The sequence below is a fragment of the Parvibaculum sp. MBR-TMA-1.3b-4.2 genome (genome assembly GCF_053628815.1).
Window position 1 is genome coordinate 2,472,720 of the sequence record NZ_JBRJHC010000001.1, and the last position, 16,972, is coordinate 2,489,691.

At 63.6% G+C, this 16,972-nt stretch carries 17 protein-coding genes; 3 read left to right on the forward strand and 14 right to left on the reverse strand.

Annotated features, from left to right (window positions below; genetic code table 11):
• Positions 1–72: 72 nt before the first annotated feature.
• The 3 genes from ACSSVQ_RS11890 to ACSSVQ_RS11900 form a co-directional block, all read right to left on the reverse strand.
• Positions 73–837 carry an FkbM family methyltransferase gene (locus tag ACSSVQ_RS11890; RefSeq protein ID WP_454183307.1) on the reverse strand — a complete coding sequence of 255 codons (765 nt, stop codon included), beginning with the start codon at positions 835–837 and terminating at the stop codon, positions 73–75.
• 181 nt (positions 838–1,018) lie between these two features.
• On the reverse strand, positions 1,019–1,771 hold the full coding sequence (locus tag ACSSVQ_RS11895; RefSeq protein ID WP_293328647.1) for a slipin family protein: 753 nt from the start codon (positions 1,769–1,771) through the stop codon (positions 1,019–1,021).
• Positions 1,772–1,781: 10 nt separating this feature from the next.
• Entirely contained in the window at positions 1,782–3,179 is a 1,398-nt protein-coding gene (locus tag ACSSVQ_RS11900; protein WP_454183310.1) for an NfeD family protein, read from the reverse strand.
• Positions 3,180–3,438: 259 nt separating this feature from the next.
• Here ACSSVQ_RS11900 and ACSSVQ_RS11905 point away from each other — a divergent pair, with 259 nt between their 5' ends.
• Positions 3,439–6,516: a cation-translocating P-type ATPase gene (locus ACSSVQ_RS11905; RefSeq protein WP_454183312.1), complete on the forward strand. Its 3,078-nt coding sequence runs from the start codon at positions 3,439–3,441 to the stop codon at positions 6,514–6,516.
• Between the two features lie 20 nt (positions 6,517–6,536).
• Here the strand turns inward: ACSSVQ_RS11905 and ACSSVQ_RS11910 are convergent, their stop codons facing one another.
• The 5 genes from ACSSVQ_RS11910 to ACSSVQ_RS11930 all read right to left on the reverse strand — a co-directional run bounded on the left by ACSSVQ_RS11910 (position 6,537) and on the right by ACSSVQ_RS11930 (position 9,548).
• The gene (locus ACSSVQ_RS11910) at positions 6,537–7,145 is read right to left on the reverse strand and encodes an HMA2 domain-containing protein (protein ID WP_454183314.1); all 609 of its coding nucleotides are present in this window, start codon (positions 7,143–7,145) and stop codon (positions 6,537–6,539) included.
• 1 nt (position 7,146) lies between these two features.
• Positions 7,147–7,401: a DUF5132 domain-containing protein gene (locus ACSSVQ_RS11915; RefSeq protein WP_293328643.1), complete on the reverse strand. Its 255-nt coding sequence runs from the start codon at positions 7,399–7,401 to the stop codon at positions 7,147–7,149.
• A gap of 168 nt (positions 7,402–7,569) precedes the next feature.
• Positions 7,570–7,887 (reverse strand): rhodanese-like domain-containing protein, encoded by a 318-nt coding sequence (locus tag ACSSVQ_RS11920; protein ID WP_454183316.1) that lies wholly within the window; start codon positions 7,885–7,887, stop codon positions 7,570–7,572.
• Between the two features lie 10 nt (positions 7,888–7,897).
• Positions 7,898–8,224, reverse strand: a complete 327-nt coding sequence (locus tag ACSSVQ_RS11925) for an ArsR/SmtB family transcription factor (RefSeq protein WP_454183318.1) — start codon at positions 8,222–8,224, stop codon at positions 7,898–7,900.
• A 64-nt stretch (positions 8,225–8,288) separates the two neighbouring features.
• A complete protein-coding gene (locus ACSSVQ_RS11930) occupies positions 8,289–9,548 on the reverse strand; it encodes a TIGR03862 family flavoprotein (RefSeq protein ID WP_454183320.1) in 1,260 nt (419 codons plus the stop codon).
• A gap of 69 nt (positions 9,549–9,617) precedes the next feature.
• Between ACSSVQ_RS11930 and ACSSVQ_RS11935 the strand changes: the two genes are divergently transcribed.
• Positions 9,618–10,082 (forward strand): YaiI/YqxD family protein, encoded by a 465-nt coding sequence (locus ACSSVQ_RS11935; RefSeq protein WP_293328639.1) that lies wholly within the window; start codon positions 9,618–9,620, stop codon positions 10,080–10,082.
• Here ACSSVQ_RS11935 and msrB read toward each other — a convergent pair.
• Together msrB and msrA are read right to left on the reverse strand one after the other, a co-directional pair.
• The gene (msrB, locus tag ACSSVQ_RS11940) at positions 10,079–10,609 is read right to left on the reverse strand and encodes a peptide-methionine (R)-S-oxide reductase MsrB (RefSeq protein ID WP_454183322.1); all 531 of its coding nucleotides are present in this window, start codon (positions 10,607–10,609) and stop codon (positions 10,079–10,081) included. The two genes, ACSSVQ_RS11935 and msrB, sit on opposite strands and share 4 nt — an antisense overlap.
• 32 nt (positions 10,610–10,641) lie before the next feature.
• A complete protein-coding gene (msrA, locus tag ACSSVQ_RS11945; protein ID WP_454183324.1) occupies positions 10,642–11,328 on the reverse strand; it encodes a peptide-methionine (S)-S-oxide reductase MsrA in 687 nt (228 codons plus the stop codon).
• A 220-nt stretch (positions 11,329–11,548) separates the two neighbouring features.
• Here msrA and ACSSVQ_RS11950 point away from each other — a divergent pair, with 220 nt between their 5' ends.
• Entirely contained in the window at positions 11,549–12,346 is a 798-nt protein-coding gene (locus ACSSVQ_RS11950) for a DUF2189 domain-containing protein (protein WP_454183326.1), read from the forward strand.
• A 6-nt stretch (positions 12,347–12,352) separates the two neighbouring features.
• On the opposite strand, the gene ccoS is transcribed toward ACSSVQ_RS11950, so the two are convergent.
• Genes ccoS through ccoG form a run of 4 tightly spaced genes read right to left on the reverse strand, consistent with a single transcriptional unit; the run spans position 12,353 to position 16,908 of the window.
• Positions 12,353–12,541 (reverse strand): cbb3-type cytochrome oxidase assembly protein CcoS, encoded by a 189-nt coding sequence (ccoS, locus tag ACSSVQ_RS11955; RefSeq protein ID WP_293328635.1) that lies wholly within the window; start codon positions 12,539–12,541, stop codon positions 12,353–12,355.
• 20 nt (positions 12,542–12,561) lie between these two features.
• Positions 12,562–14,811, reverse strand: a complete 2,250-nt coding sequence (locus tag ACSSVQ_RS11960) for a heavy metal translocating P-type ATPase (RefSeq protein ID WP_454183328.1) — start codon at positions 14,809–14,811, stop codon at positions 12,562–12,564.
• Positions 14,812–14,851: 40 nt separating this feature from the next.
• Positions 14,852–15,376: a FixH family protein gene (locus ACSSVQ_RS11965; RefSeq protein ID WP_454183330.1), complete on the reverse strand. Its 525-nt coding sequence runs from the start codon at positions 15,374–15,376 to the stop codon at positions 14,852–14,854.
• Complete coding sequence (gene ccoG / locus ACSSVQ_RS11970) at positions 15,373–16,908, reverse strand: cytochrome c oxidase accessory protein CcoG (protein ID WP_454183332.1); 1,536 nt, start codon at positions 16,906–16,908, stop codon at positions 15,373–15,375. The genes ACSSVQ_RS11965 and ccoG overlap by 4 nt, the downstream gene beginning before the upstream one ends.
• Between the last annotated feature and the right edge of the window lie 64 nt (positions 16,909–16,972).

A 16,972-nucleotide genomic window follows, 5' to 3' on the forward strand; every position in this document is an offset into this window, starting at 1 on the left:
GCCCGGGAAAGCCGCTAGCCTGATTCATTTTCTGCACTCTTGGCGCCTGTTATCAGCCTTGAGGTTGAAACCTTATCCCCCTTCGAAGGACAAGCAAATCTCGTCGCTGGAAGCCTTGTTCGGCCTATCCAGCGCACGTGGATAGCGGCAGGGCCCCTTTGACGGACCGGGATCGGCACTGAAACTGATTTCGAGCGCGGCGGGCAAAAGCGATGCATCCAGCGGAGAATAATTGTTCGCGTGGATATGTACGATCTGAAGGTTCAGCCTTTCCAGGAACGAGCCGATTTCCTCCAGATGCTGACCGCAATCGTGAAACTCGATGGCCATTCCCGCTATTCTGTTTTGAGCGTCCAGTATCTCGTCGAGTATCTCGTACTCGCTTCCTTCAATATCTATTTTGAGAAATATTTTCTGCGAGGCGGTGCTGTCGAAAATTTCCTTGAGGGAAACCTGGTGCTCGCCCTTCTCCCGGCCAACGAATTTCTCGATATGCCGACGGTGCCCTTTAAAGAAGTTCGTGTAAGAGAAGTATGTCTTCCACGCTCTTTTTGTCAGTGACGGTTTGTCGACGACCCGGCGAAGTTCCTTGATCGCTCGCCACAGAAACTGGCGACCGTTGATTGATCCGTCATATGCGAGAACGGGAACATCATTCTTCTGTGTAAAGTCGGTTTCAAAGGACCAGTCGTCATTGATGCACAGACCGATCAGGAAATCCGCTTCCTGAACATCCTTTCCGCATATGACATAGCCGCCATCATAATCCCGTCCGAGACGAATCAAGTCGCTGACTTCGTCATGCCGGAAAATGCCGGGAAGTTTTGCCGTGATCATTTCCACACCATGACGTTCAAAAAGACTATGACGGCCGACTTGCGCGGCCTCTCACCGGCCAGCGTGACAAGTCGATATTTCCCGGCTGGAGCGTGCAGGCGTCGCCTGCAGACTATGCGCTCATATGTGACTCTGTGTACATGAGCGTCTGGCTATCGGTCAACGCAGGGTCAGCTTTGCGTCAGGCCTTGTCCGCCGGTTTCAGTGACGACAGCAGGTCCATCGGCAGCGGGAACATGATGGTGTTGGTCTTGTCGCCCGCAATGTCGTGCAGCGCCGCGAAATAGCGCAGCTGCATGGCGGCGGGCTCGGTCGCGAGCTGGCGGCCTGCTTCCACGAGCTTCTCGGCGGCCTGCTGTTCGCCTTCGGCATTGATGATCTTGGCGCGGCGATAGCGTTCGGCTTCGGCCTGGCGGGCGATGGCGCGGATCATGCTCTCGTCGATATCGACATGCTTGATCTCGACATTGGCGACCTTGATGCCCCAGGCGTCGGTCTGTTCGTCGAGGATCGCCTGCACATCGGCATTGAGCTTGTCGCGTTCGGCGAGCATCTCGTCGAGCTCGTGTTTGCCGAGCACGGAGCGCAGCGTGGTCTGGGCAAGCTGGCTGACCGCCGCCATGTAATCCTCGACATTCAGGATCGCCTTGTTCGGCTCCAGGATGCGGTAATAGAGGACCGCGTTCACCTTGACCGACACATTGTCGCGCGAGATCACGTCCTGGCTCGGTACGTCCACCACGAAGGTGCGCAGGTCGGTTCGCACCATTTGCTGGATGACGGGGATCAGGATCATGAAGCCGGGGCCGGCGACGCGCGTATAGCGTCCGAGCGTGAAGACGACGCCGCGCTCATACTCGCGCAGGATTCGGATCGCCGAGGCGAGGAAGATCACCAGCGCAAAAAGAATGAAGGCGATGAATGCGAAGTTCATTGGGGGGCTCCTAACCTTGCGGTTCGCCAAGAATGAGGGTGAGGCCGTCGAGGCCGGTCACGGCGATTTCGTCGCCGGGCTTGAGGTCGCGGGGGCCGCGCGCATGCCAGCGTTCGCTCTGGGCGAGAACATATCCCTCGCCCTCGCGCCATTCGACGATGCGCGCCTTGACGCCCGTCATGCCCTCGCGGCCCGTGGTGACGCGGCGGCGCTGTTCGCGCCAGACATAGCCGAGCAGCAGGATGAGCAGGAGGCCGGTCACGATGGTGGTGATGGCGATGACCGACCATGAAAGCTGGAACTCCGGCGCATCGCTGTCCACCAGCATGGTGGCGCCGATGACGAAGGCGACGAGGCCGCCCAGTCCCAGCGCGCCGAATGTGGGCGTTACGGCTTCGGCCACCATCAGCCCGATGCCGAGCGCGATGAGCGCAAGCCCCGCATAGTCGAGCGGCAGCTGGTTCAGCGCATAAAAACCCAGCACGAGGCAGATCGAGCCGATGATGCCGGGGCCGAAGCTGCCCGGATTGGAAAACTCGAAGATCAGGCCGTAAATACCGATCATCATCAGCACAAAGGCGACATTGGGGTGGCTGATGAGGGAGAGCAGTTTCGTCAGGAAATCAGGCTCGATGGTCCGCACGATGAGCCCTTTGGTTTCGAGCGTCACCTTGCCCGCGCCCGTCACCACTTCGCGCCCGTCGGCCTTTTCCAGCAACTCGCCGACATTGCCCGCGAGCAGCTCGACGACATTCTGTTTCACGGCGTCGCTGGCCGTCAGGCTTGCGCCCTCGCGCACGGCCTTTTCCGCCCAGTCGGCATTGCGGCCGTGAAGCTCGGCCAGACCGCGAATGAGCGCGACGGCATCATTGACGATCTTGTGTTCCATCGCCGTGCCGCCGGACGGTGCCTTGCCGCCATCGGCATCTTTCGTCTCGGGCGTCTTGTCGCCTTCTCCCAGTCCGGGCAGGCCGCCGCCGCCCATCTGAACGGGCGTCGCGGCGCCGAGATTGCTGCCCGGCGCCATGGCGGCGAGGCTGGTCGCATACATGATGTAGGTGCCGGCGCTGGCCGCATGGGCGCCCGCGGGCGCGACATAACCGATGACGGGGATATCGGCGGTGGTGATGAGCGAGATGATGTCCCGCGTGGAATCGACCAGACCGCCCGGCGTGTTGATGCGCAGGATGAGGATGTCCGCGCGTTCCGCTTCCGCGGTTTCGATGGCCTCGCCGATCTGCTTCACCGTGGCGGGGCCGATGGCGCCGGTAATGTCGGAAAGGGCGGCGATGCCGCTTCGCTGCTCCTGCCGCTCGGCCGCGCCGGGGGCAGCGGCCCACAGAACGAGCCCTGCCAGCGCCAGAGCGGCGGCTGCGAGGTGGCGCATCTTTGCGGGAACGGTTTTCACCTTTTTATTTCCCTGTATTCCTCCGGGCCCCAAGTCTGCCAGAGGGGCACGGCAAGACCAAGGCTTTCCGGCAAGGCGACGGGGGCTGCCCTCTCTCAGGGAGGCTTTCCGGCAGTTTCGGCCGAGGCGACGATGCCTTTTGCGCTGATCGATGTGGGTGGAAGCCCCGGCTAGGGATATGCTCGGGGCCGGACGCCGGTTTCCTGCCAGGGGAGGCGGCGAACATAAAACCGTCATCCCTCTGTCGATACTGCTGCCTATGAGTGTTCGTAAAAAGTCCGGCGGTGCGCCGCCGCCCGATATCCCGCCCTTTCCGGCGCGTGTGGGCCTGCGCCATGGCGCGGTGCCGGGGCGGGCGCGGTATTGTGTGGACGGTCTTTACCGCTCTGCCGTCACGCGTGCCAAACTCGAATACGGGCTGGCGGGCGATCCGCAGGTGACGCGCGCCCGTATCGACCTGAGGACGGGCAATCTGCTGGTGGAGTTCGACCGGGTGCTGAGCCATGAGGAGATGGCCTGGCGTATCGACGGGCTGCTCGACGGCAAAGCCATGGCGCCGGGCGTCGCGAAAGATCCGGTATCTCCCCGACAGAACAAGCCGGGCCGGAAAAAGCCGGTGCCGGGCACGCATGAGCCGTCACCGGCCTCCGCGCCCTGTGTCGCGGAAGGCTGGCATGCCGTTCCTCTGGAAGAAGCGCTTGCCGCCGTCGCCGCCCGCCGCGAAGGGCTGGGCGTGGAAGAGGCCGCGTCGCGCCTGCGCGAGCAAGGCCCCAATGAATTGCCTGTCGGCGAGCCGCGCTCGGATCTCGCGCTCTTCCTCGATCAGTTCAAGAGCCTGCCCGTCGCCATGCTGGGCGGTTCCGCGATCATGTCGTTTGCAACCGGCAGTCCGCTCGATGCGCTGGTGACGCTGGGCGTCGTCGGGGCCAATGGCGGCGTCGGCTATGCGATGGAGTCGGGTGCGGAAAAGACGATCCGCGACATTACCGGCCATGGCGAACATCGCGTGCTTGTCCGGCGCGAAGGCGCGGTGCGCGACATCGCCTCTCGCGAGGTCGTGCCCGGCGATATTGTGGTGCTCACACCTGGCGCCTTTATCGAGGCCGATGCGCGCATCATCGAGGCGATCGGGTTGACGGTGGACGAATCCTCGCTGACGGGCGAAAGCGTGCCCGTGCCCAAACATGCGGGGACGCTGGACGACCGCGACGCGCCGCTCGGCGAGCGCGCCAATTGTATTTTTCGCGGCACCATCGTCGATGGCGGCAGCGGGCTTGCCGTCGTCATGGCGACAGGCGTCGAAACGGAAATCGGACGTATCCAGGCGCTGACCGGTGAGGCGCGCCCGCCCCAGACCCCCATCGAGCGCGAGCTGGAGCGGATGGGGCGGCATCTCGTCTATCTCTCGCTCGGCGTGTGCGGCGGCGTCTTCGCGCTGGGCGTGGCGCGCGGTCTCGGCACCATGCCGATGCTCAAAAGCGCGGTCGCGCTGGCGGTCGCCGCTGTGCCCGAGGGCCTGCCTGCCATCGCCACCAGCACGCTGGCGCTCGGCCTCGGGGAACTGAAAAAGAAGAATGTGCTGGTGCGCCGTCTGGAAGCGGTCGAAGGGCTCGGTTCCCTCAACGTGCTCTGTTTCGACAAGACGGGCACGCTCACCCAGAACAAGATGACGGTGGAAAGCCTGCTTGTGGGAGCGGAGACGGTTCATCTGGGAGTGGACGGGTTCGGCACGGAAGACGGTCATGCCGATCTCACGCGCCATGAAATGAAGAAGTTTCTGGAAGTCGCGGCGCTCTGTTCGGAGGTCAGGATCGAGCAGAACGGGAACGGTCCCCTGTTTCACGGATCGCCCACGGAAGTGGCGCTTGTCGACCTTGCCGCGCGCGGCGGTGTCGATGTCGCCGCGGTTCGCGACGACAATCCCGCGGATCGTATCGTCTATCGCACCGAGCAGCGCAAATTCATGGTCTCGCGCCATCATCGCATTTCGGAAGAAAAGATCTCTCTGGCGGTGAAGGGCAGTCCCGATCAGGTGTTGCAGCACTGCCGTGTCATGGAAGTGGATGGCGTTCTCGACGTGATCGACGACGCGGCGCGGGCGCGGATCGTTGCGGAGAATGAAAGGCTCGGCGGCGAAGGCCTGCGCGTGCTTGGGCTTGCCTATAGTCATGACCCGGGGAACGATCCGGACGATCCGAAAGACCTCATTTGGCTCGGTCTTGTGGCAATGAAGGATCCGTTGCGGGGCGGCATGGCCGATCTGATGGCCGAGTTCCACAAGGCGGGTATCCGTACCGTGATGATTACGGGCGACCAGCCGGCGACAGCCCATGCCATTGCGCGCGAAGTCGGCCTGGCGGGCGACGCGGCGCCGGTCGTCGTCGATGCGGCGAAGCTCGACGGCCTTTCGCCGGAAGAGTTCCGAAGGACGATCGCGAGCGGCAATGTGTTTGCGCGGGTAAGCCCGGCACGAAAACTGGAAATCATCCGGGCGCTTCAGGAAACGGGCATGCGTGTCGGCATGACGGGCGATGGCATCAATGACGGGCCAGCGCTTCGGGCCGCCGATGTCGGGATCGCCATGGGGCAGGGCGGCGCGCAGTCGGCGCAGGATGTCGCCGATGTCGTCATTCGCGACGACGACCTCACCACGCTGGGGGCGGGCATCGCGCAGGGCCGCGCGACTTACGCGAATATCCGCAAGGCAATTCATTTCCTGCTGGCGACGAACCTTTCGGAGATCGCGGTGATCGCGGCGGAAACGATGTCGCCGGGCGACCAGCTCGAATCGCCCATGGAAATGTTCTGGATCAATCTGGTGACGGATGTGCTGCCCGCGCTGGGTCTTGCGCTGGAAGAGCCGGAACAGGGCATCATGTCAGTGCCGCCGCGCGATCCCGATGCGCCGATGTTCACGCCGGACTATTACAAGATGCTGGCAAGCGAGGCGGGGATTATTTCCGCCTCCGCGCTTGCCGCGCATGGATATGGATTGCTGCGTTACGGGCCGGGCCCGCGCACGCGCAGCCTGACCTTTTCCACGCTGGTCGGCGCCCAGCTTCTTCATGCGCTTTCCTGCCGGCACGACCGGTTCCACGGGCTCACGGGCGGCGAGCTGTTCGGCAACAAATATCTGAACGGTACGCTCGCGGCTGCGGGCGCGCTTCAGGTGCTGCCGCTGGCCTGGCCGCCGCTCCGCCGCCTGCTGGGCCTCGCGCCGATCGGGATTTCCGACGGGCTCGTCATTGGCGGCGGCATGCTCGCCTCGTTCGCGGGCAATGAATATCTGCTGGCGCGGCGCACGATGAAGGATGCAGCGTCGCACCCCGTCTCCTGACTCCGCAATGACGCCGGAAGCTATTCCCCCGGCGCGCCCTTGTCGGTCTCGCCTTCGAAGGATGCCGAGCGAAGAGAGTTCAGTGCGTACCAGAGGGCGGAGAAGGCAGGCATGGCGATGCGCCCGCGCGCGAGCTGCACCACCGCGACCAGAGAGAAAAAGAGAAACATGGCGGTGTTCACATCGAACGAGCCCGACGAATTGCGGCGGAGCATCGTCTCGACATCACGCATCCGTTCGCGCAAACCCGTCATGGCGTCGGGGGCCGGTGCAGGCTCTTCCAGAACGAACAGCCCCGCCTCGATGGCGCCCTTGCCGATTTCGCCGAAATCGCCCTGATAACGGATGAGAAGGCCCGCCGTCAGCGGATTGGCCTCGACCGAATAGACGCCCGGCAGATCGATCATCGCATGGGCGAGCTTCTCGAGCGCCTCGCGTTGGCGCCGCAAGGCGGGCACGCGGATGCGGGCACGCTCTTGCGTCAGATGTTCGAGATTTGCGGATGGCGGCGGCGGGGCGGTGCGTTTCGTCGCACGGCGCTTCGTGGCGGGTTTGCGCGTCGTCGCGCTTTTGGCGGCTGTCTTCTTGCCGGTCTTCTTTTCCGGGCCGTCCTCTTTCTTCGCGGGCATATCAGCCCTCGCCGGACGGGTTGCGGCTTTCGGCGAGTTCGGCTTCCGCCTCGGCATAGGCGTCTTCGACGATTTCCATGAATTCGGCGAAGCTCTCGCCCGCGCGTTCGGCGAGAATGACCGCCGTCTTGGTTGCGGTCTTGGCCGCCGGTTTGGCGGCGCGCAGCAGGGCGGGGGCGATGACGGGGCCGAAGACGAGGGCGCCGGCGGCTGTCGCGCCAAGGGCGGCCAGACCGAATGTGAGGCGTACAGACAAGCTATTCTCCCGCGGTTGCGCTGCGTTCAGTCAAAGTCCGAAAGGCAAGTGTGCTTTGACATTGTGACGGGCACAACCGCAAACGTGCCATGGCGGTCGAGGCGAAAAAGGGAGCGCTCTTGAAAAGAGCGCTCCCCAAATCCTTTGCCGCAAGGCCGGCCGCTGCGATCAGCGTTCGACTTTGTGACCGGCTTTCTTCCAGGCTTCGATGCCGCCTTCCAGATAGAAGCCTTCGCAGCCGCCGGCGCAGCCCGAAAGCTGGTTTCCGAATTTCTGGGTCCGCATGCCGCCCTTGCAGTGGAACACGACCGGTTTGTCGCCGAGATCGGCGATCGGGTCGTTACCGATGCCGGACAGCGGGACGAGTTTGGCGCCGGGAATGCGTTCCGCGGCGGTCTCGTTCGGTTCGCGAATATCCACCAGCACGCAATCGCCATCGGCGAGCCATTTTTCCACGGTCTTCACGTCAACGGGCTTCAAAGACATTGTTCGTTCCTTATTTCTTCACGCCGGGCGGACAGAAGATGCCGACCAGCGTGTTGATAATGGCGAGGGCCGCGGGGGAGGCGAGGTGATAGTAGATGGTCTGCGCTTCGCGCCGCGTCTCGACCAGACCGAGATCGCGCAAAACGGCCAGATGCTGCGACAGGGCCGACTGGCCGATGCCGATCAGATCCTGTATCTGGCCGACCGACAGTTCCCTGTCCGCGATCTGGCACATGATGAGCAGGCGGCGCTCATTTGACATGGCGCGCAATAGTTGAACGGCATCCGCTGCGCTTTGCTCAAGTTCCATGATGGTTGCATCGACCGTTTCGACCATCTTGCTACTCCCGGCTGCCCAGCAGCCTTTCATGAGTTACTTATATAAGAGATATATAATATATTCAAGGCCCGGTTGGATCGGCTTGCGATACCGCGATCGGCACTGCGACCCGGCGGCTTGCCCCGATGCCCGCCCTCAGGCCGGTGGCAAGACATGCGGTCAGCAGATAGCCGCCTGTCGGCGCTTCCCAATCGAGCATCTCCCCGGCGCAGAACGTGCCGGGAAGAGCTTTAAGCATCATATCGCCATCCAGCGCGTTTTGTGCAATGCCACCTGCCACGCTGATAGCGCTTTCCATTGATGTCGGGTTTGCGAGCCGCAGGGGCAGGGCCTTGATCGTATCCGCAAGCGTTTCGGGAGAGGAGAAAGCCTCCTTTGCCGCACATTCCCGCAGCAGGGCGGCCTTGACCCCTGAAATGCCCGCCGCTTTGCGTAGATGATTGGCGAGGGAGGCCTTGTGGTGCGGACGGGAAAGATCGCGGATGAGCCTTTCGCGGGTACGGTCGGGCGCCAGATCGAGCCGGAGCGTCGTCTCTCCCGCCCGTTCGATTTCGTCGCGCAGAAAGCGGGAAAGCGCATAGACGGCGCCGCCCTCGATGCCTGATGACGTGACGACGAACTCGCCCTCCAGCCGTCGCTCGCCGAATGTGAGCGCCACCGATTTCACCGGGGCGCCCCCAAAGCGTTCGCGCATATGATCCGACCATTCCGTTTCGAACCCGCAATTGGCGGGCCGGAAGGGGCGCAGGTCCACGCCCCGCGCCGCCAGCAGGCCGGTCCAGTCGCCGCGTGAGCCGAGGCGCGGCCAGCTCGCGCCGCCCAACGCCAGCACGGTTGCGTCCGGGGCAATACGCACGTCGCCCTCCGGCGTGTCGAAGGTCAGCGCGTCCTGTTCGTCCCAGCCGGTCCAGCGATGCCGCGCATGCAGCGTCACGCCTTTCTCGCCGAGACGTTTCAGCCAGGCGCGCAGGAGCGGCGAGGCCTTGAAGCTTTTGGGAAAGATGCGGCCCGAGGAGCCGATAAAGGTTTCTTGCCCGAGCCCTTCTGCCCAGGCGATCACCTCCTTCGGTCCGAAGGCGTGCAAGGCGGGGGCGAGCCAGTCCGCCGCCTCGCCATAGCGCGCGAGAAAGGTGTCGAAAGCTTCGGAGTGCGTCAGGTTGAGCCCGCCGCGTCCCGCCATCAGCAGCTTCCGGCCGAATGAGGGCATGGCGTCATAGACATGGATCGCGGCGCCGGGCGCCCTGTCGGCTATCGCCTCGGCGGCCATCAGGCCCGCCGGGCCGCCGCCTATGATGATCGCTTTGGGGCTTTCCTTGGTCATGGCGGGGGAACTTAATCGGCTTCCGATTATGATAGAAGCGGATTTCCGATTCAGAACTGCGCGAAGAGCATGACCGACAGGCTTCCTGAAATTTTCGTCGATGCCGATGCCTGCCCCGTCAAGGCGGAGGTGGAGCGGGTGGCGACGCGCCACGGGCTTACCGTCCATATCGTCTCCAATAGCGGGATGCGACCGACCGGCAATCCGCTGCTGAAGCCGGTCGTGGTGCCGGAAGGCCCGGACGCGGCCGATGACTGGATCGTCGAGCATATCGGCGAGGGCGATATTGCGGTCACGGGCGACATTCCGCTTGCCTCGCGCTGCCTTGAAAAACAGGCTGCTGCGATCGGGCATGACGGCAAGCCGTTTACGGCATCCAGCATCGGCATGGCGCTCGCCATGCGCGACCTGATGAAGGATCTGCGCGAGACCGGAGAGGTAAAGGGGAGCGGCCGCGGCTTTACCCGTGACGACCGCTCCCGGTTTCTTCGTGCGCTGGAAAGCGCGGTGCAGGCGCGGTTGCGCGCGCGTTAGCTCGCCTTGGCGTCCTCGACCGTTTCGCCCGGCGCGAAAGTCATCGCCACGCCGTTCATGCAGTAGCGAAGGCCCGTGGGCGGCGGGCCGTCGTCGAAGACATGGCCCAGATGGCCGCCGCAGCGGCGGCAATGCACTTCCGTGCGTGTCATGAAGAAGGAGCTGTCTTCCGACGTGCCGATGGCATTGGGCAGCGGCTCGTAGAAGCTCGGCCAGCCGGTGCCGCTGTCGAATTTCGCCTCGGACGAATAAAGCGCGAGATCGCAGCCGGCGCAGTGATAGATACCGGCGCGCTTTTCCTTGTCGAGGGGGCTCGAATAGGAGCGCTCCGTTCCGTGATCGCGCAGCACGTAATATTGCTGCTTGGTGAGCTGGGCTTTCCATTCCGCGGGCGTTTTCGTGATTTCGAACGCTTCCTTGTTCGCGGGGCTTGCGTCGGCGCTGCTCCGCCACGCCCAGGCGCCTGCGCCGAGAAGGGCCGCGCCACTCACGCCTGCCAGAAAGCCGCGTCGTGTCGTCTTGTTCATGGTCGCCTCCTTTTGCTCGATCATCCGCTCGTTCAGTGTTCCGCGGGTTCGCCGCCCCGCGCCTCGTCGCCCCAGAGCTGGTCGAGGCGCTGATCGCGACCGCAATTCCAGCGGTAGAATTTGTAGCGGAGCGGATTCTTCAGATAGTAGTCCTGATGATAGGTCTCGGCCGGATAGAAGGGCCCGGCGTCCACGATCTCGGTCTCAATGGGCTTTTTGAAACGGCCGGACTTTTCCAGCTCTTCCTTGCTCTCCTCGGCGAGTTTCTTCTGCTCCGGCCCATGGGTGAAGATGGCGGTGCGGTACTGATAACCGACATCGCAGAACTGCGCGTTCTTCCGCAGCGGGTCGGTATTGCGCCAGAAGATGTAGAGCAGCTTCTTGTAGCTGACCTTGGCGGGATCGTAGGTGATCTGCACGGCCTCGGCATGGCCGGTGCCGCCTTCGGACACCTGTTCATAGGTCGGGTTCTTCACATCGCCGCCGGTATAGCCGGAAACGACTTTCTTCACGCCGTCCAGTTTTTCGAAGGGCGGTTCCATGCACCAGAAGCAGCCGCCTGCAAAGGTGGCGACCGCCAGATGCGCGCCTTGATCCGGGTTCGGCGCCATGGCCGCGTCGTCCGCGCTGGCGCCGCGCCCGGTCAGGCTCGCGATCAGCAGCAGCGCCATGAAGCTCAGGGCGGCAAGGCCGAGGGTCTTTGCGGTCTGTAATTTCATGGTCGTTTTTCCCGGGTTTCTGTCTCTCGCGGTTTTGCGGCGGGGCCGCCTCATTCCTGAATGTAGGCCCCCAGGCGCTTCCTTTCCTCACACAAGCGATCACGCTTGCGCGATCAGCTTTGGCAGGTGGGAATGCCGATTGTTGATCTAGGCCATGGACGTCGTGCGACAAATTGACATATCCTTTCTTGAGGTATGGTTTTGTCGGGAGGAGGCGACCATGGGCGTAGCACTCAGCCATGAGGGCCAGAAAGCAGGCGGTGGATCCGGTTCCATCGAAATCGCAAAGATCAGGGCGGACGATCCATGGATCTGGATCCGGCGCGGCTGGGCGGATATGGGCCGCGCACCCCTGGTCAGCTTGAGCTACGGGCTCGGATTTTCCGCCATTTCCGCCGCGCTGGTCGCGGCGATGTTCTGGATGAATGCGAGTTCGCTCGCGCTGGCCGCCGGTGCCGGCTTCATGATCGTGGGGCCGATGCTGGCCGTCGGCATGTATGAGGCGAGCCGCCGGATGGAAAGCGGGCGCCATGTGGCGCTTTTCGACGTGCTGTTCGTTTCCACGCGCAGCCCCGCCCAGCTTGCCTTTATGGGCATCATACTGATGGGCGTGTTCCTGGTGTGGATGCGGGTGGCGACGCTGCTCTTCGCGCTCTTTTTCGGCGATAGCGGGTTTCCGCCGCTTCCGGACTTCATTCCCACATTGCTGCTGACGCCGCATGGGCTGAGCCTGCTTGTGGTGGGCACCATTGTCGGCGCGGTGCTGGCGGTCTTCACCTTCGCCCTCTCCGCGATCTCCGTGCCGCTTCTCATGGCGCGGGATGTGGACGCCGTCACGGCGGTCCTTGCCAGCTTTCAGGCGGTTCGGAAGAATTTCTGGCCGATGATGCTCTGGGGCTGGATCATCGCCTTTGCGATGGGCTTCGGCATCGCCACGCTGTTCATCGGCATGATCTTCACCTTCCCGCTGGTGGGCCACGCCACATGGCATGCCTATCGCGCACTGGTGAAGAACTGAGGCCGATCAGTCTTTCTTTTCAGCGTCTCTTTTCGGCGGCGGCGGGTTTTCCATCTCGTCATCGTCGAAAAGGATGCGCTGGGCGGCCCCTTCCATGTCGTCATACTGTCCGCTTTTAAGCGACCAGAGGAAGGCGGCAAGCCCCAGTCCGCCCAGAATGAGGGCGGCGGGCACGAGATAGATCAGGACAGCCATAATCTCTTCCCTGGCAGGTGTCAGTCGATCCTGCGCCAGTTGAGGCGCACCGCATTGAGCGTGACGGTGATCGACGAGGAGGACATCGCGATTGCGGCGATGAGCGGGGTCACGTAGCCGGCAACGGCCAGCGGCACCGCGATGGCATTATAGACCAGCGCCAGCCCGAAATTCTGCACGACCAGTCGCCGTGCTCCGCGCGCGATACGGATCGTTTCGACGATGGGCTTGAGGTCCGCGCCCTGGAAAATGAAATCGGCGGCGGTTTGGCTCACATCGGCGGCGCTGGAGGGCGACATGGAAACATGCGCCGCCCGCAGCGCGGGCGCATCGTTGAGGCCGTCGCCTACCATCAGCACCTTGCGGCCCTGCGCGCGGAGTTCTTCAAGCCGGGCGATCTTTTCGTCCGGCCGGGCTTCGGCGCGCCAGTCGGCGATGTTCAGCTTGTCTGCCAGCTCGCGGACGACTTCCTCCCGGTCGCCGGACAGGAGTTCGATCGCGAAGCCTTCGCGCGTCAGCCGGTCGATGGTTTCGGCGGCGTCGCTTCGGGGCCTGTCGGCAAAGCGGAACTGTCGCGGTGTCTCCCGGCCTTTGGCGAGCCAGAGTTCGGGACCGGCATGGGAGGAGGCTTCGCCGGCGGTGCCCGTGAAGTTGCGATTGCCGAGCCGTACCGTTTCCCCGTCCAGCACCGCTTCCATGCCCATGCCGGGCACTTCGCGAATATCGGAAAGGGCGGGGGCGGCGATATCGACCTCATGGGCTGCGAGCGCCCTTGCCAGCGGGTGGCGGCTTTGCCGGGCCAGCGCCACGGCAAGCGCGATTTCCGCCGGGCCCGCCTCGCCCGACGAGACGAGTTCCGGCTCGCCCAGCGTCAGCGTGCCGGTCTTGTCGAAGACGATGGTGTCCGCATCGGCCAGCTTTTCCAGCCCGTCCGACGCCTTGACCAGGACGCCATGCTTCAAAAGCCTGCCGGTGGCGACCACCTGCACCACCGGCACGGCAAGGCCGAGCGCGCAGGGACAGGTGACGATGAGGACGGCGATGGCATGGGTGAAGGCCGTTTCCCAGCCCGCGCCGAGCGCAAACCAGAGCGCGAGCGTGGTGGCGGCCAGAATATGCACGGCAGGCGCATAGATACGGGCGGCGCGGTCGGCGAGGCGCACATAGCCGGCCCGGCCCTGTTCGGCGGATTCCATCAGCCGCACGATTTCGGCCAGCAGGGAATCGTCGTCGCGCTTCGTGACGCGCAGGGTGAGCGGCGCGGAAATATTGAGCGTGCCCGCAAAGACCTTCGAGCCCGGCGCCACCGCGGTCGGCACGCTTTCGCCCGTGACGAGGCTCGTATCGATGTCGGCGCGGCCGGTCAGCACCTCGCCGTCGGCGGGGATGCGCGTGCCGGAGGCGACGCTCACCTTCATGCCGGGTTCGAGGTTCTCGACGGGGACGGAATGCTGCGTGCCGTCCGGCCCGATCACGGTGGCCGCCATGGCGCGCAGGCCGAGCAGGTTCTGCGCGGCGGAGCAGGCTTTCGCCCGCGCCTGAACGTCCAGATAGCGACCGATCAGCAGGAAGAAGAGCAGCGTCACGCTGGCGTCGAAATAGACATGGCTCGCATTGACGATGGTCTGGATCAGGCTCATGCCCGTCGCCAGCAGCACGGCCAGCGAAATCGGCACATCCATGTTCATTGTCCGCGCGCGCAGGGCGCGAAGCGCGGAGCGGAAGAAGGGCTGACCCGCATAGGCGATGGCGGGCAGCGCGATCAGCGCCGAGATCCAGTAGAAGAAGGCGCGGGTGGAAAGCTCCATGTCGCTTGCAAGCCCGGCCCAGACACCCACCGAGATGAGCATCACATTGGCCGCGGCAAAGCCGGCCACGCCGAGCGCGCGCAGCAGGCGGCGCTCTTCCGTCTCGTCAAGCGCGCTCAGGAGCTTGGGGTCGAAGGGAACGGCCTCGAAGCCCGTATCGGCGAGCTTTTCCACGATGTCGGCGGGTTTCAGCTGCGCGGGCTGCCAGCGGACGGCGATGCGCTTGGTCGAGAGATTGGCGCGGGCATATTCCACGCCCGGCAATTCGTTCAGGCCCCGCTCGACCTTTCTGAGACAGCCGGCGCAATGCATGTCCTGCACGACGAGATCGATCTGGGCGAGACCTTCGGATGTCTTGCGCACGAAAAGAGACGGGTCGACGCGCCCGGCTTTCGGTCCGGACGCCTTTTCCTTTTCGGTTCCCTGGCCGCTGCCGGCCTCGCTTGCTGCTGTCTCGTTCAACTGGTTGCCCCTTTCCCGAGGCGGGGCCGCCGATATCCGTTCAGCGGCCGATCAGGACGCGTTTTTCCTGTATGAATTTTTCGCCCCGGGGCCCTTCGGCTGAAATGCGCACCAGCCAGTTCCCCGTCCATTGCAGATCCGTGTCGCCTTCGTAGAGACCGGGAGCGGTCTGAACGAGGTCAAGCGTGCGGTCGCCGCCCTGCGCTACGGGCCGCCAGAAGGTGCCGTTGACGCGGAGCCCGGTCAATGGCGCCCCCCCGGCATCGGCGAAGCGGACCTGGAGATGCGTCTTGTTGCCTGCGCCGAGGACGAGCTCTTCCTCGATGTCGGCGGTCCAGCCGAGTTTTTGCTGGGCCTTCATCGCCTCCAGATTATGGTTATAGGCGCGGCCCTTCTGATAGGCGTCGTTGATTTCGATGCCGGAGAAGGTCGAGATCGCCCAATAGGCCATGTAGCCATTGGCGCCGAAAACGATGCCGAAGAAAAGCAGGAAGAAGCCGAGGACGTGCCAGCCGGTCAGGCGACCGAAGAAGCCGGGCTTTTCCATTCGTTCCACGTTGCTCATTTCTCCGGTCCCTTGAAGTTCACTTCCTTGGACGACACTTCGCCCGTCTCCAGATTGGTCGCCTTGAAGGTGAAGGCGGCTTCACCGGACTTGAGCTGGCCGAGGCGGTCGGCCGGCAGCGCCACGAAGAACTTGGCGGAGGCCAGGTCGTCCGGGGCAACGTCGACTTCGGTGTTGTCGGCGTCTGTTGCACCGCCGCGCAGCAGCACGGCGCCCTTGAGGCCGTCGAGGCTCACATCGAAGGCCTGCGGCTTGTGCTCCTTGTTGATGATCTTAACCTCGAAACCGTTGCGGATCGAGCCATCGGAAAGCTGCACGAAGAGCGGGTTTCTGTCGGCCAGCACGCTGATGGTCTGCGTATCCCGGTTGAGGAGCGCGACCAGCATGATGATGCCGACCAGCGCCCAGACCGCCGTATAGAGGATGGTGCGCGGCCGGATGATGCGGAAACGCGGCTTTTCGCCGTTCTTGCGGCGTTCCATGTTCTGGATGGTGTCGTAGCCGATGAGGCCGCGGGGCCGTTCGACGCGATCCATGATTTCGTTGCAGGCGTCGATGCATAGCGCGCACTGGATGCACTCAAGCTGCATGCCGTCGCGAATGTCGATGCCCATGGGGCAGGCGGCTACGCATTGACCGCAATCGATGCAATCGCCGCGGTCGTCCCAGCTTGCGCCTTTCTTGTGGGGGCCGCGCGGTTCGCCGCGATCGATCTCGTAGGAGACCAGCAGGGATTCCTCGTCGAACATGGCGCCCTGAATGCGCGGCCAGGGGCACATATAGATGCAGACCTGTTCGCGCGCGAGGCCGCCCAGCAGATAGGTGGTGAAGGCGAAGAGCGCGACGAAGATATAGGCGACCGGCGCGGCGTCGAAATGCAGGAATTGCTGCGCGAGCGTGGGCGCGTCGTCGAAATAGAAGACGAAGGCGCCGCCCGTTGCGACGGCCACCAGCATCCAGCTCAGATGTTTGCCGAGTTTGCGGGCGAGATTGGCGGGCTTGAACTTCTGCTTGTCGCGGCGGATGCGGGCGGAGCGGTCGCCTTCCCAGAAGCGTTCGATATGGATGAAGAGATCGGTCCAGACCGTTTGCGGGCAGGTGTAACCGCACCAGACGCGCCCCGCGACGGAGGTGAGCAGAAAGAGGCCGAGCGCGGCGAGGATGAGCAGGCCGGTGATGTAATAGAATTCCTGCGGCCAGATCTCGAGGAAGAAGAAATAGAAGCGCCGCGCGGGGAAGTCGAGCAGCACGGCCTGGTCGGGCAGGCCCGGTGCGCGTTCCCAGCGAATCCAGGGCAGCGTGTAATAGACGCCAAGCGTGAGCGCCATCACGATCCATTTCAGCTTTCTGAAATTGCCGTGGACGAGCTTGGGGTAAACCTTCTGGCGTGACTGGTAGAGGGGGCGGTTTTTCTGGGCGTTGACCGGGGTCACCGCTTCTTCTCCGCCGCCTGCATTGGCGGAGGCTTCCGCGACCAGCGCATCGAGACCGCTGTTCACACCATTATTTTCCGGGGACAAGGTTTCGGACATCTGCTTCTGCCAAACTCTGAGTGAGGTACCTGAACTGTAACGAGCTGACCGCGAATGCTCCATG

Excerpts from the sequence above, each read along its gene's own strand:
- ACSSVQ_RS11935 (WP_293328639.1), top strand. The coding sequence starts at position 9,618 with ATGACCGACAGGCTTCCTGAAATTTTCGTCGATGCCGATGCCTGCCCC.
- ccoG (WP_454183332.1), bottom strand. The coding sequence starts at position 16,908 with ATGTCCGAAACCTTGTCCCCGGAAAATAATGGTGTGAACAGCGGTCTC.
- ACSSVQ_RS11950 (WP_454183326.1), top strand. The coding sequence starts at position 11,549 with ATGGGCGTAGCACTCAGCCATGAGGGCCAGAAAGCAGGCGGTGGATCC.
- ACSSVQ_RS11910 (WP_454183314.1), bottom strand. The coding sequence starts at position 7,145 with ATGCCCGCGAAGAAAGAGGACGGCCCGGAAAAGAAGACCGGCAAGAAG.
- ACSSVQ_RS11920 (WP_454183316.1), bottom strand. The coding sequence starts at position 7,887 with ATGTCTTTGAAGCCCGTTGACGTGAAGACCGTGGAAAAATGGCTCGCC.
- ACSSVQ_RS11895 (WP_293328647.1), bottom strand. The coding sequence starts at position 1,771 with ATGAACTTCGCATTCATCGCCTTCATTCTTTTTGCGCTGGTGATCTTC.
- ACSSVQ_RS11925 (WP_454183318.1), bottom strand. The coding sequence starts at position 8,224 with ATGGTCGAAACGGTCGATGCAACCATCATGGAACTTGAGCAAAGCGCA.
- ACSSVQ_RS11890 (WP_454183307.1), bottom strand. The coding sequence starts at position 837 with ATGATCACGGCAAAACTTCCCGGCATTTTCCGGCATGACGAAGTCAGC.
- ACSSVQ_RS11965 (WP_454183330.1), bottom strand. The coding sequence starts at position 15,376 with ATGAGCAACGTGGAACGAATGGAAAAGCCCGGCTTCTTCGGTCGCCTG.
- msrB (WP_454183322.1), bottom strand. The coding sequence starts at position 10,609 with ATGAACAAGACGACACGACGCGGCTTTCTGGCAGGCGTGAGTGGCGCG.
- msrA (WP_454183324.1), bottom strand. The coding sequence starts at position 11,328 with ATGAAATTACAGACCGCAAAGACCCTCGGCCTTGCCGCCCTGAGCTTC.
- ccoS (WP_293328635.1), bottom strand. The coding sequence starts at position 12,541 with ATGGCTGTCCTGATCTATCTCGTGCCCGCCGCCCTCATTCTGGGCGGA.
- ACSSVQ_RS11930 (WP_454183320.1), bottom strand. The coding sequence starts at position 9,548 with ATGACCAAGGAAAGCCCCAAAGCGATCATCATAGGCGGCGGCCCGGCG.
- ACSSVQ_RS11905 (WP_454183312.1), top strand. The coding sequence starts at position 3,439 with ATGAGTGTTCGTAAAAAGTCCGGCGGTGCGCCGCCGCCCGATATCCCG.